Source organism: Arthrobacter sp. 135MFCol5.1, from assembly GCF_000374865.1.
Lineage (GTDB): Bacteria > Actinomycetota > Actinomycetes > Actinomycetales > Micrococcaceae > Arthrobacter.
Genome location: NZ_KB895456.1, coordinates 206349 through 219434, shown reverse-complemented (window position 1 = coordinate 219434; position 13086 = coordinate 206349). Strand labels below are relative to the sequence as shown.

At 67.5% G+C, this 13086-nt stretch carries 12 protein-coding genes; 9 read left to right on the top strand and 3 right to left on the bottom strand.

Annotated features, from left to right (window positions below; all coding sequences use genetic code 11):
• Positions 1-1227, bottom strand: coding sequence for an amidohydrolase family protein (locus C563_RS0110795; RefSeq protein WP_018762067.1), 1227 nt, complete (start codon positions 1225-1227; stop codon positions 1-3).
• A gap of 237 nt (positions 1228-1464) precedes the next feature.
• Between C563_RS0110795 and C563_RS0110790 the strand changes: the two genes are divergently transcribed.
• From C563_RS0110790 to C563_RS0110750, 9 genes are all read left to right on the top strand, one after another.
• Complete coding sequence (locus tag C563_RS0110790; protein ID WP_018762066.1) at positions 1465-2688, top strand: virginiamycin B lyase family protein; 1224 nt, start codon at positions 1465-1467, stop codon at positions 2686-2688.
• 605 nt (positions 2689-3293) lie between these two features.
• A complete protein-coding gene (locus tag C563_RS0110785; protein ID WP_026264666.1) occupies positions 3294-4355 on the top strand; it encodes a LacI family DNA-binding transcriptional regulator in 1062 nt (353 codons plus the stop codon).
• Positions 4356-4678: 323 nt separating this feature from the next.
• Positions 4679-6121 (top strand): argininosuccinate lyase, encoded by a 1443-nt coding sequence (gene argH, locus C563_RS0110780; protein WP_018762064.1) that lies wholly within the window; start codon positions 4679-4681, stop codon positions 6119-6121.
• A 66-nt stretch (positions 6122-6187) separates the two neighbouring features.
• On the top strand, positions 6188-7105 hold the full coding sequence (locus C563_RS0110775; protein WP_018762063.1) for an amino acid ABC transporter permease: 918 nt from the start codon (positions 6188-6190) through the stop codon (positions 7103-7105).
• Positions 7102-7869: an amino acid ABC transporter ATP-binding protein gene (locus C563_RS0110770; protein ID WP_018762062.1), complete on the top strand. Its 768-nt coding sequence runs from the start codon at positions 7102-7104 to the stop codon at positions 7867-7869. The genes C563_RS0110775 and C563_RS0110770 overlap by 4 nt, the downstream gene beginning before the upstream one ends.
• A gap of 29 nt (positions 7870-7898) precedes the next feature.
• The gene (locus C563_RS21115) at positions 7899-8771 is read left to right on the top strand and encodes an ABC transporter substrate-binding protein (RefSeq protein WP_018762061.1); all 873 of its coding nucleotides are present in this window, start codon (positions 7899-7901) and stop codon (positions 8769-8771) included.
• Positions 8768-9628: a polysaccharide deacetylase family protein gene (locus C563_RS0110760; protein ID WP_018762060.1), complete on the top strand. Its 861-nt coding sequence runs from the start codon at positions 8768-8770 to the stop codon at positions 9626-9628. The genes C563_RS21115 and C563_RS0110760 overlap by 4 nt, the downstream gene beginning before the upstream one ends.
• Positions 9625-10533, top strand: coding sequence for a polysaccharide deacetylase family protein (locus tag C563_RS0110755; protein ID WP_018762059.1), 909 nt, complete (start codon positions 9625-9627; stop codon positions 10531-10533). Before C563_RS0110760 ends, C563_RS0110755 begins: the two co-directional genes overlap by 4 nt.
• Positions 10530-11966: an MmgE/PrpD family protein gene (locus C563_RS0110750; RefSeq protein ID WP_018762058.1), complete on the top strand. Its 1437-nt coding sequence runs from the start codon at positions 10530-10532 to the stop codon at positions 11964-11966. Before C563_RS0110755 ends, C563_RS0110750 begins: the two co-directional genes overlap by 4 nt.
• Here C563_RS0110750 and C563_RS0110745 read toward each other — a convergent pair.
• Positions 11959-12441 (bottom strand): MarR family winged helix-turn-helix transcriptional regulator, encoded by a 483-nt coding sequence (locus tag C563_RS0110745; protein ID WP_018762057.1) that lies wholly within the window; start codon positions 12439-12441, stop codon positions 11959-11961. The two genes, C563_RS0110750 and C563_RS0110745, sit on opposite strands and share 8 nt — an antisense overlap.
• On the bottom strand, positions 12441-12857 hold the full coding sequence (locus C563_RS0110740) for an SRPBCC family protein (protein ID WP_018762056.1): 417 nt from the start codon (positions 12855-12857) through the stop codon (positions 12441-12443). The genes C563_RS0110745 and C563_RS0110740 overlap by 1 nt, the downstream gene beginning before the upstream one ends.
• Positions 12858-13086: the final 229 nt, after the last annotated feature.

Below are 13086 nucleotides of genomic sequence, written 5' to 3'. Positions count from 1 at the left end.
TCAGGCCAGCTGCAGCCCGTCCGCCACCACGGTGCCGCGGTGGATCACAGTGCGGCCGGGGAGCTTGTCCATCACGGCGGCGGTGACGGTGTCGCCCTCCAGCAGCACCAGTTCCGCGGGGTCGCCCATTGCCAGGCCGGGCCGGTCCGCCACGGAACCAAGCCGCTGTGCCGCGGGGTCGATGATGCTTGCCCCGCCGATGGTGGCCACGGCCGCACAGTGCTCGATCAGCCCGTCCGCCCGGAACTTGTTGGTGAACGCCAGCTGCCAGGTCCGGTCCAGCATGTCCGCGTTGCCGTAGGGGGACCAGTAGTCGCGCTGGCCATCCTCGCCCAGGCCCACCCGGATGCCGGCGGCGGTGAGCCGTTCCAGCGGCAGCGGGGACGCGGGCGCAACCGTTGCCACGGAGACGTCCAGCTCGGCCATGTCCGCCAGGAGCTCGTCGAGTTGGGCGTCCGGCAGCTCACCGAGGCAGAAGGCATGCGAGATGGTCACCAGTCCCTGCATGCCCAGCGCCTTGGTGCGTTCCAGGATCAGCTGGGTACTGAACAGGCCCAGCTGGCCCGGCTCGTGCAGGTGGATGTCCACGGGCTTGCCGTACTTTTCGGCCAGGCCAAAGACGATGTCCAGGTGCCGGACCGGGTCGCGGTCCAGTGCGCAGGGGTCGATCCCGCCCACCACGTCCGCGCCGAGCACCAGCGCCTCCTCCAGTACCTCGGCGCTTCCCGGCTCCCGAAGCAGCCCGGCCTGCGGGAACGCGATCACCGCGACGTCCGCCCGGCTGCGGTGCGTTTCCCGGGCGGCGAGGACCGCCTCAAAGCGTTCCAGCCCGGCGTCGGCGTCCACCTGCGCGTAGCTGCGCACCCGGGTGGTGCCGCGCCCGATCATCGCGCCCAGGGTGTGCGTGGCCCGCTCGGTGATGGACTCTTCGGCGTCGCGCCAGTTGTTCCGGTCGTTGAGCATCATGTTCCACACCCCGGGCGTTCCGGTGTGCGGGCGGAACGGCAGCCCCAGTCGGGTGGAATCGAGGTGGACGTGGACGTCGGAGAAAGACGGCAGCAGGATCCGGCCGCGCCCGTCCACGGTGGCGGCGGGCTTGGAGCCCGGATCCCCTGAAGCAGCCCCTTCCACGGCAACGGGGCCGACGGCGGTGATCACCCCGCCGTCGAGCGTCACGTCGGCGGCGTCCCCGCCCCAGGGGCGGACGTTGTGGAGGACGAGGGTCATGGGCGCGGTCCTGTCATGGGAAAGTCGGCGGCAGGTTCGGACTTCAGTTTAGGGCCGGCGGCGGAGGGTACAACGACGGGCCCCACCCGGGCGCCAGGAGCCGCCTGGTGCCGTGCCCCGGCCGGTCCGGGCGGCAAGGCTTCCTGATGGCGGTGCGGCCCGCCACTGGGTCTGCTGAGCCGTGTAGGTAGGATCGGAGGACTGCCGCGGGGGTCGGCAGGAATATGGGGGAATATCGTGAACCATCAGCCGCTTCGCCGTGCCGCCGGCGCGGTCTCCTCTGCCGGGATGGGACTGCTGGCCGGCGCCGCGCTGGTCCTGGCTTCCGCCGTCGTGCCCGCGCCTGCTGCCGCCGCCGACGCCAAGTCGCTTGACGCCGTCGGCCAGCCCCTGGGCATCGCCACCGGGCCGGACGGCACCCTGTACGTCAGCGACGACGCCTATGCCGGGGTTGTCAACGCCTACGCGCCGGGGGAGACCGCGCCGTCCCGCACCATCAAGACCGGGCGTGGCCCTACCTCGCTGGCGGTGACCGCCGATGGGACCCTGTACGTGTCCCAAAGCGAGGGCGCCCAGTCCCAGATCGGCGTCGTTGCCCCGGGCGCCGGCGAGGTTTCCCTGGTGATGAAGGTGTCTTCCGGGACCCACTGGCTGACCGTGGGCCCGGAGGGATCGCTGTACGTGGTGAATCCGGACGAGCACTCGGTGTCGGTCGTCAAGCCGGGCGACGCCTGGGTCCAGCGGACCATCCAGGCCGGCCCGAGTCCGGTGAGGCTGGCGGTGGCCAAGGACGGGACAGCCTATGCCGTTAACGAAGCCGCAGGCACCGTGACCGTGATTCCGGCCGGTGCGCCCTGGCCGTCGCACACCATCGACGTGCAAGCCGGGGCCCACCCGCACGGGATTGCCGTCGCGCCGGACGGGACCGTCTACGTTGCCAACATCATGACCGCCGATGTGGCGGTGATCGAGCCGGGCGGAACCACGGTGGCGCGGCGGATTCCCGTTGGCCAGGCGCCGCAGGAGGTCCTGGCCGCCGCGGACGGGACCGTGTACGTGACCAACAGCATGGACGATACTGTGTCCGTCATCCCGGCCGGTGCTGCCGCCGCGCAGACGGTTGCCGCCGGCGATGATCCGGGCCGCATGGCCCAGCGGGCTGACGGGTCCGTGGTGGTGGTCAACAGGCGGAGCAGATCGCTGACAGTGCTCGACGCCGGACCGGCCGGCGCCGTTGCGGCCCCCGCCACGGGTGGGGACGAGCCAGCGGAAGCAACGGCCGACGGCGGCGCGTCAGACGGTGCAGTTGTTGCCAAGGCGTCCTTCAACGTGCCCGTTGCGGCAGTTGCCGCCGTGGCGGGTGCTGGGCTCCTCGCCAGTGCTGCGCTCCTTGTGGTGGTGCTCAGGCGGCGCAGGAGAATCAGCGGGGCCGACGCCGCCGAGGCCTGGGCGCTGGACTAGGCCCGGCTCCCAGTCCGGGGTGCCGGGCTGACCCTTGCCTGGTTCCTGATTGGTGGAAACTACTGCGGACACTGCCTTGACGCGAGGGCGGCGAGATCGTGGATAAGTCGCCGTACTTCATGCTCCCGGTTCCTGGCCCGGGAAGGCTGGCCCTGGATGGGCGTGAGCTTGGTGCGTGGGGGAGCGGGGACAGGCCGCCGGTGGGTTGCCGGTGCCGTTGGCAGCCGTTCCTGGGACACAGCTGGTTTGGCTGTGCCTGCGTGCTCTGCCGCATCCGATGCGTTGCAGCTTGTGCCTGAAGATTCATCCGTGAATTTCAAGAGGGACCCCCTTGGGCGAGCTTGTCTGAACACCATAGGGACCTGTGCTGCGGCGGGGAAGGGGATTTATCCATGACGGGGATTAATTGCGCGAATCTTGAGATCGCCCAGTACGTGCGGGGCCTCAGCCGGCTCGAGCGTTGGCTGCCGCAGCTGGGCCGAGACACGGCGCGAGGCCAGCGCTTCCCGTAGGACGGCCTGCAACTGCTGCGCAACAAATCAATGAAACCGGTGTCAATAGACCCGCTTTCCATCAGGCCGAAAATTCTGGGGTAAATTTCTTGAATGGAATCTCGACGGTATGGCAGCGCTACCTTGCTGGATGTCGCGCGCATGGCCGGCGTCTCCCGGTCCACCGCGGCCAGGGCGCTCGGCGGCTACGGCTCGGTAAGCCATGAGCTGCAGTCGATGGTGGCGGCTGCTGCCGAAGCGTTGGGTTACCGGGGGAACGCCCTGGCCCGGAGCGTGAGCTCCGGACGCTCGCACACCATCGGGGTGGTCATCAGCGACATTGAGAATCCCCACTTCGCCAAAGCCGTCCGGGGCATGACCGATGCCGCGAAGGCAGCCGGGTTCGACGTCATCCTGGCCAATACGGATGAGAACCTGGACGCCGAACGGGCAGCCGTCCAGGTGTTCCTGGACAAGCGGGTGGATGGGCTGATCGTAGCCTCCACGAGTCGAAGCGACTCCGCGCATTTGCTGGACGTGGTGCGGATGGGCCGGCCGCTGGTCCTTTTCGACCGGCGCCCGGACAACGTGGAAGCCGACTGGGTGGGGACTGACTGCTATGCCGACGCCACCGCGGTCATGGAGTACCTCATCGGCCGCGGCCACACGAACATCGTGTTCCTTTCGGCCACCACAAAGACGCCGGAGGAGCTGGAATCCGGGCATCCGCTGCCCATTTCCACCATCGCGGACAGGGTGCGCGCCGTCCGCACGGCCGCCCGGGCAGCGGGGATCCGGTACGAGTTCATCTCCGACGCCATGTCCCCGGAGCGGGCCCACGAAATTGTTGCCTCCCTCCTCCGCCGCCCTGACCGGCCCAGCGCCGTCATTGCCTCCTACAGCCGCCTGGCGCTGCCGGCGTTCCAAGCCATCCGGGAGGCAGGCATGGAGGTTCCCCGGGACATCTCCCTGGTCTGCCTGGACGACGCCGAGTGGATGACCGTCAGCAGCCCCGAGGTGACGGCCGTTGCCTTGCCCGCTTATGAGTTGGGGCTGAAGGCGGCGGAGGTCCTGGTTGGCCGGATCGAGCACTCGGGTCCGGACCAGAGGGACCATCTGCTGCCGGCCACGTTCACGGAGCGTGGCTCCGTGGCGAAAATTCCCGCGGGCGCGTAACGGCAGGGTAGCTCCTCCGGGGGCTCTGCGCCGCGCGGCGTCCGGTTCGTTCAGTGTGCCCTGGTGCTTCGTCGCGCCTTCCGGACCCGTAACAATCACCGGGTTCTCAGGTCACCTGGAGCGGAGGAGTGGTCAGGATACCGGTGTCTCAGCCACAATGATTTATTCTCTGAAACCGGTGTCACAAAATCGGCGTCATCAAATTAATAGCCGCGAAACAAAGCGGAAATCATTGACAGTTAGGGTTTACCCCAGAAATACTTTCGTTGCACGAAGTGATACGGATCACTTCCCGGGCAGTCTTCCCAAGGAGCTAGACGCATATGCAAGAACAGACAAAGCTGTGGGGCGGCCGGTTTGCTGGTGCCTCCAGTCCCGAACTCTCCCGCTTCTCACGGTCCGATCCGCGCTACTTCCGGATGGCCCCCTACGACCTGCATGGTTCCCGGGCCCACGTGCGCGAACTCAACCGGTCGGGCCTCATCGATGACGCCGAACTCGCGCTGTTCCTCGACACGATCGATCTCCTGGCCAGGGACATTGAAGCGGACCTGATCCACCCGCAGGAAGCGGACGAGGACGTCCACACCTTCCTGGAGCGGCTGCTGATCGAACGCATGGGTCCGGTGGGCGGAAAGATCCGCGCCGGCCGCTCCCGCAATGACCAGGCCGCCAACGACCTCCGGCTCTACATGCGGGACAAGGTCCGGCTGATCGCCGACCTCCTGGTGGAACTCGCCGAGGCACTGGCCTCCCAGGCAGACCGGCACCTCCACACTCCGGTCCCGGGATTCACCCACCTGCAGTCGGCGCAGCCCGTTGTGTTCGCGCACCAGCTGCTGGCCCACGCCCAACCCCTGGTCCGGGACCTGGACCGGTTCCGGGACTGGGACCGCAGGGCAGCCGTCTCGCCCCTGGGCGCGGCAGCGCTGGCCGGATCCACCTTCGCCCTGTCTCCGGAACTCGCAGCCCTGGACCAGGGCTACGATTCGAGCGCGGAAAACTCGATCGATGCCGTGGGAAGCCGCGATGCCGCCATCGAGTTCCTGTTCGTCTGCTCCCTGACGCTCATCGATATCTCCCGGCTCTGCGAGGAGATCATCTCCTGGGCGTCCCAGCAGTTCCGCTGGATCACCATGGACGATGCCTACTGCACCGGCAGCTCGATCATGCCGCAGAAGAAGAACCCGGACATCGCCGAACTCGCCAGGGGCAAGGCCGGCCGGGTCCTGGGGGACCTCATGGGGCTGATGGCTTCGGTCAAGTCGCTGCCGCTCGCCTACAACCGGGACCTTGCCGAGGACAAGAACGCGGTCATCGACGCGGTCGAGACCATCGAGGTCGCCCTGCCCGCCCTGTCCGGCCTGGTACGGACGTTCTCGGTCAACGTCGAGGAGGTCCGCCGGCAGGCAACCGCCGGCTACACCCTGGCCACCGAGGTTGCCGACTGGCTGGCGCGGCAGGGAATTCCGTTCAGCGAGGCGCACGAGATTTCCGGAGCGCTGGTGCGGTTCTGCGAGTCACACGGCCTGGACTACGACGACCTCACTGATGAACAGCTCGCTGCCGTGGATTCCCGGCTGACGCCGGATATCAGGGAGGTCCTCACCCTTGAAGCTGCCCTCGCCGCCCACTCCGGGTTTGGCGGTACCGCCCCGGAACGAGTCGCCGAACAACTGACGCGTCTCCGGGCGAAGCTTGACCAGGCACGAAGCTGGGCGGCCGACTACCAGGGGCTTCGCGTTCCGTCCGGCGCAGCGGGCTGACCCGTGGCGCCCACCAACGCAGGTCCCCGCGGCGACCTTACAACCCTCCACGATCAGGAAAACGCCATGAAGACTCAACCAGCGCCCAGCATCACAGGCACTGCAGCGGCAGATCTGAAAATCGTCCCGCGCCGGCATATCGGGAGGTGGATTGGTGCCGCGGCCGTAGTGCTGCTCCTGGTCTGGCTGGCCGTCTCCTTCTCACGGGCCAAGATCAACTGGCCCACCGTGCAGGAATACCTGGCTGTTCCCGTCCTGATCCAGGGAATCGGAGTAGCCCTAATCCTCACCGCCGTCGCCATGGCGATCGGACTGGTTCTTGGCGTGGTCACCGCCGTGATGCGCCTGTCGAAGAACCCGGTGGTCTCTGGCGTTGCGTGGCTTTACATCTGGGTCTTCCGCGGCACCCCGGTGTACCTGCAGCTGTTGATGTGGTTCAACCTGGCCCTCATTTTCCCGGTGATCGGCATCCCGGGGCTCTACTCGGGCCGCATGATCGACATCCTGACCCCCTTCGTCGCCGCCTCCATCGGCCTGGGGCTGAACCAGGGCGCCTACACCTCCGAGGTGGTCCGCGGCGGCATCCTCTCCGTTGATGAGGGGCAATTGGAGGCCGCGCAGGCTGTCGGGATGACCCGGCTGCAGGCCATGCGGCGGATCGTCCTGCCGCAGGCCATGCGGGTCATCATCCCGCCCGTGGGCAACGAGGTCATCGGGATGCTGAAGACCACATCGCTGGCTTCCGCGATCGGCGTGAGCGAGATCCTTTCCGAGGCCCAGCACATCTACTACGTCAACAACCGGATCATGGAGCTCCTGATCGTCTGCGCCGTCTGGTACCTGGGCGCCGTGTCCATCCTGAGCATCGGGCAGTTCTACCTGGAACGGTTCTTCGCCAAGGGATCCTCAAGCCGCCAGCTGCCCATGACGCCCCTCCAGCGGCTGTCGAGCATTTTCGGTACCAACAGGAAGGCACAGTCATGACCACCAACGTTCTGGTCCGCGCCGAAAACGTCCACAAGAGTTTTGGCCTCAACGAGGTCCTCAAGGGCATCAATCTCGAGGTCAACAGCGGCGAGGTGGTCTGCCTGCTCGGTGCTTCAGGGTCCGGAAAGAGCACCTTCCTGCGGTGCATCAACCACCTGGAAACGCTCTCCAACGGGCGGATCTGGGTGGGGGACAAGGTGGTGGGCTACCGCCAGGACGGCAACCGCCTCTTTGAGCTCTCCGACAAGGAAGCCGCCCGCCAGCGCCGGTCCATCGGCATGGTGTTCCAGCGGTTCAATCTCTTCCCCCACATGACCGTGCTGGAAAACATCATCGAAGGCCCGGTCCTCGTCAACAAGGTCAAACCGGCCGAGGCCAAACGGCACGCCTCCGAACTGCTGGCCCGGGTGGGCCTGGAGGGACGCGAAGGGTCCTACCCGCGGCAGCTCTCCGGCGGCCAGCAGCAGCGCGTGGCGATCGCCAGGGCCCTGGCCATGAAACCCGAGCTGATCCTGTTTGACGAACCGACGTCGGCACTGGACCCCGAACTGGTGGGCGAAGTGCTGGACGTCATGAAGGACCTGGCAAAGTCCGGCCTCACCATGATCGTGGTGACCCACGAGATTGGCTTTGCCAAGGAAGTGGCCGACCGTGTGGCGTTCATGCACGGCGGCGAAATCGTCGAAATCGGTCCTCCGGCCGAGGTCCTGGGCAACCCGCAGCACGAGCGGACCAAAGCCTTCCTTTCCCGCGTCTTCTAAACATCACCCCAACCCCTTTGGAGCCATCCATGAAGAAGTTCACCACGGCCGCCCGCGTTGCGGCCATCACCGCAGTTGCCGCGTTCGGCCTCACCGGCTGCGTCGGCGGCGCCGAAACCACCGCGGACACCAGCGCCGGCAGCACCGGCCTGCCCCAGGCCATCAAGGACGCCGGGAAGATCAGGATCGGCCTGTCCCCGGACTTCCCGCCCATGGAGTTCCGCGACTCCGACAAGAAGCTGGCAGGCGTGGACATCGAGCTGCAGCAAAAGCTGGGCGAGGCGCTCGGGGTTCAGGTTGAAGTGGTGGAATCGCCCTTTGACCAGCTGATCAACTCCGTCCAGACCGGCCGCGTGGACTTGGTCATGTCCGGCATCTCGGACACCGTGGAACGGCAGAAGACGGCCGACTTCGTTGACTACTTCAAGTCCCAGGGCCGCCTCTACACTTCGGGCACCCGGGCAGGTGAGTTCAAGCAGGAGAGCGATCTCTGCGGCAAGACCCTCGCGGTAAGCGGCAAGACCGATTACTTCGAACAGGTGAAAACCCTGAGCAAGACCATCTGCACGGACAAGGGCCTCCCGGAACTGAGCATCCTGCCCACGGACTCCGGCGCGGCCGCGCGGCTGCAGATTGACCAGGGCCGCGTGGACCTGGCCGCCCAGGGTGCCGAGAACCTCGCCTACTTCGACAAGACCGATCCCGGAAAGTACGCGGCCGTGCTCGATCCGCTGCCGGCGAAGCCCTTCGGCATCCTGATGCAGAAGGACAACACCCAGCTGGCCAACGCGGTCAAGGATGCCCTGACCAAGGTCACGGACAGCGGTGACTACCAGAAGATCCTGGACAAGTGGGGCATCGGCTACGGCGCCATGAAGCCCGAGATCAACGGGGTTAAGTGAGCCAGCAGTCCCTGGAGGCGGGGGCGGCGGTGCGGTGGCCGGAAGGCAACCGCAGCGCCGTCGCCCTGGCCTTCGATCTTGACGGGCCCACCGGCGATGCCATGCTGAAAGGCACCATCTGGTCCCGGCCGGAGTACTTCAGCCAAGGTGCCTACGGACCGTGGCGGGCCCTGGACCGGATGCTCCGGCTCCTGGACGCCCACCAGGTCCCGGCAACCTTCTTTACCCCCGCCTGGGTGGTGGAAACCTGGCCCGAACAGTGCCGGCGGATCGTGGAGCACGGCCACGAAGTAGCACACCACGGCTATAAGCACGAAAAGTACTGGGACCTCAGCACTGACGAACAGCGGCAGGTGATCGAGACCAGCCAGCGGATCTTCCAGGACGTCTTGGGCACCACTGCCGTCGGTTTCCGCACCCCGTCCGGTGACTGGCGTCCGGAGACCCCCGCCCTGCTCGCGGAGATGGGCTTCCTTTACTCCAGCTCCATGCGGGGCGATGACCGGCCCTACCTCCATGCCGGCGGGAAGCTCATCGAGATCCCGGCCAGGTCAGACATGGACGATTACGCCTCCCTGGCGTACACCACCAACCCGGACTGGCCCTCCGGCGGTGACCGGATCGCCGGCTACGTGCCCACCCTGGACAACTGGACCAGGGAGTTTGACGGGTACCACGCCGAGGGGCTGTGCCTTTCCACCATCTTCCATCCGAAGGTGGTGGGGAAGCCCGGCCGGGCAGCGCTCCTGGACCGCTGGATCCAGCACATGAAGGAGGCCGACGGCGTGTGGTTCGGCACGTGCGCGGAGATCGCCACCTGGTGGCAGCAACAGCACGGAACGGAGCAGGCAGCATGACGTTCACGCAGGAACCGCCGGCGGGCCGTTGGCCCGGGGGGAACCGGTGCGCCTTCGTGGTCACCGTGGGATTTGAAGCGGAACTGTCGGTGCTCGCGGCGGCGCCGGACGCCGTCGACCGCGCCAAAAGCTTGTCCGTTGGCCAGTACGGCGCCACCCGCGGCGTGGACCGGCTCCTGGCGGAGCTCGGGCGCACGGGCACCACGGCGAGCTGGTTCATTCCCGGGGCCAACCTCGGCACCTACCCGCGCCAGGTTGAAGCCGTGGCGGCGGCCGGGCACGAACTTGCCAACATGGGCTGGGCGCTGGAGGACATGGGGCTGCAGCCGCTGCCGGAACAACTGGACAGCATCGGCCGGGGCCAGGACGCTTTCGAGGCGCTCCTTGGCGTGCGGCCGCAGGGCTTCCGGGCGGGCCGCGGATCCATGGCGCACGGCCTGCCCGGTGACCTGCTGGACCTGGGGTTCACCTGGTCCTCCTCGTGGCACGGCGACGACCTGCCCCATTTCCATGCCGGCCGCGCTGCAGGACTGGTGGAGGTCCCACGGCACCACGAACTGGACGACTTCCCTTATTTTGTCTTCAACCTGGATCCGCCCATCCCCAAGGGCAGCCCGCGGATCGCGTCCAGCCGGGAGGTGCTGCGCAACTGGATCCTGGAATTCGAGGCCTACCGCGCCGAAGGACTCTGCTTCGTCCTGACCCTGCATCCGGAGATCATCGCCACTCCCGGGCGGATCGGGATGCTCCGGGCGTTCCTGGACCACGTCCACTCGTACGGCGACGTCTGGCACGCCACCGGCGGGGACGTGGCCCGGTGGTGGCGGGACACCGCCGCGCCCAACAGCCCTTCGCACCCGGCAGAAATCTTCCATTCCCTCACACCTGAAGGCACCCCGGCATGAGCCCAGAGCGGACAGCATCAGAACGCATAGCGGACTTCCTCACGGCGTTGCGGCCGGCAGACATCCCTCCCGAGGTCCTGCATCGGGCAAAACTCCACCTGCTGGACACCCTGGGCGCAGGCATTGCCGGGGCGGCGTCGCGGGAAGTCCTCCTCAGCAGGTCGGCGCTCGCCGCAGCGCACGGAACCCCGCCGCCCGGAACGGGCTCGCCGGTGTGGGGCACGCCCTCCAGTCTGCCGCCGCTGGCGGCAGCCTTCGTCAACGGGGTGGCGTGCCATGCCTTTGAGCTGGACGATTCGGGCGGGTGCGACCATTCCGGGGCCGTGGTGGTTCCGGCTGCGCTCGCCGCCCTGGCCGTCCGGGCCGGCGGTTCCGCGGAGGGAGCGGACGACGACGGCACGGGAGTTGACGGCGGAAGGCTCCTTCACGCCGTCGTCAGCGGGTACGAGGTGGGCCGCCGGGTGCAGGACGCCCTGGGCGGCTACGACCCGGTGAACAACCAGGGCTGGCACTCGACTGGGGTGACCGGCACGTTCGCGGCCGCGGTGGCGGCGGGCGTGGTCCTGGGGCTGGATGCGCCGCAACTGGTGTCGGCCATAGGCCTGGCCGGTTCCTTCACCGGCGGCACCTGGGCGTTCATCGGGGACGGGGCCATGTCCAAGCGCATGCATGTGGGGCGGGCGGCCGAAGCCGGGCTGAACAGTGCGCTGCTGGCCAAGGCCGGATTCACGGGGCCGCGGGATGTGTTCTCCGCTCCGTGGGGCAGCTTCCTCAAGCTCTACGGCCAGCCGGGCGACGTCCAGGAGTCACGGCTCTTTGACACCCTGGGGGAGGACTGGCAGGTCCAGCGCGCGTCCATCAAGCCGTACGCCACCTGCCGGAGCACCCACTCGGCCATCGACGCGATCCTGGAGCTCCGTGACCGGGGGATCACCGCGGAGGCAACGCAGAAAATCACGGTGCGGACCAGCGCCCTCATCGCGGACATGTGCGGCACCGCCGATGTCCGTTCCCTCGTCTCGACCCAGCTGAGCATGCAGTTCGCGCTCGCAGCGGCGCTGATGCACGGCAACGTGGGACTGGACCAGGTGGCGGAACAGGGCCGGAACGATCCCCGGCTGAGGGAGCTGATGGGCCGCATCCACGTGGAAGTGGACCCGGAGCAGCATGGCGGATCGGCCGAACCCTTCCTCACCGTGCAGACGGATACGGACACGTTCGGGGTGCAGGCGGTCAAGGCAAAGGGGGCGGCCACCAACCGGCTCAGCGACCAGGAAACCATCGGCAAGTTCGAGGGGCTGGCCGGCACCAGGCTGCCCGGCGACCGCGTCAAAGCCATCAGCCGGCTGGTGCTTGGCCTGGAATCCGTGCACGACGCAGGCCCGCTCCTGGGGCTGCTCGCGGCGGATTCGGAGCCGGCCGTCCTTACGTAGCCCGTGCCTCGGGTTCCGTGCGGTCACCGCCGGCCGCTGGCGGTGTGCCCGGCCCGGGCCGGGCCAGGCGCTGGAGCAGGGACACGGCATCGTCCACGGGCACCGGCTCGAAGAATTTGGCGTCGGCGAGTTCGACGGCGGCGATGGCCCGGGGAGCCAGCTCGGCTCCGGCGCTGGTGACGCGCAGCCGTTTGGCCCGGGTGTCCGCCGGGTCGACTTCCCGCTCGATGAGTCCCTTCGCTTCCAGGGCGCGCAGGACCTGGGAGGCCATCTTGACGTCGGTGCCCGCCTGCCGAGCGAGGGCCAGCTGGTTCGGGTGCTCGCCCTGGTTGTTGAGCCACCAGGCGCAGGCGAGCAGCACGAACTGGACGTGGGTCAGGTCGAGCGGCGCGAGTGCTGCGGCGATCTCCCGCTGCCAGTGCAACGTGGCGTGCCAGAGCAGGAATCCGGGGCTCTCGCCGGGAATGAGTGGCATCAGCCGCCTGCCATTTTAACCAGCGCGGCCATGGTTTCCGGCCAGTCCGCGGTGATGCCGGGCCCGATCTGCGGGCCGGCCTCGTCGGCGCCGTCGCCGGTGATCTCCATCCGGTAGACCACCCGGATCCGGTCCCCGCCGGCTGGATCGATGCGGTGGGTGGTGCGCAGGAGCAGGCCGCCGAATCGGGCCTCGTCCACGAAGCGTTCGTTTTCGACCGCGTCGGCGATGACCAGGGGGATCGGATCGTCACCCGGAGGCGTCATCAGGATTTGGCTGCCTTCAGCGAAGGGGCCGTTGATCTCGATCTTCTCGATCTCGCTGTTCCAGGCGCCCCAGTTTTGGACGTCGGACCAGAGCCGCCAGATGGCCTCTGGCGTGGCGTTGGTGTCGATGCTGTGCTCGTATTCCCACATGGTGGCCTCCTCGGGAGATGGTCTATACAAAGATTATCTGTGCACAGACTATTTCCTGTCCAGGGGGAAACCGTATGTTTTACCTGTACCCTGACACAGTAGGTTCTGGGCTTCAGCGCCCTCCATTCACTCATCCCGCGTTTGCTGCCGGCGGACGGTCTGGTCTCTTGGCACCGTCCCCTTCGACGTCGTCGAACCCCCGCTGTAATCGGCCCGAATCCGATCGCAC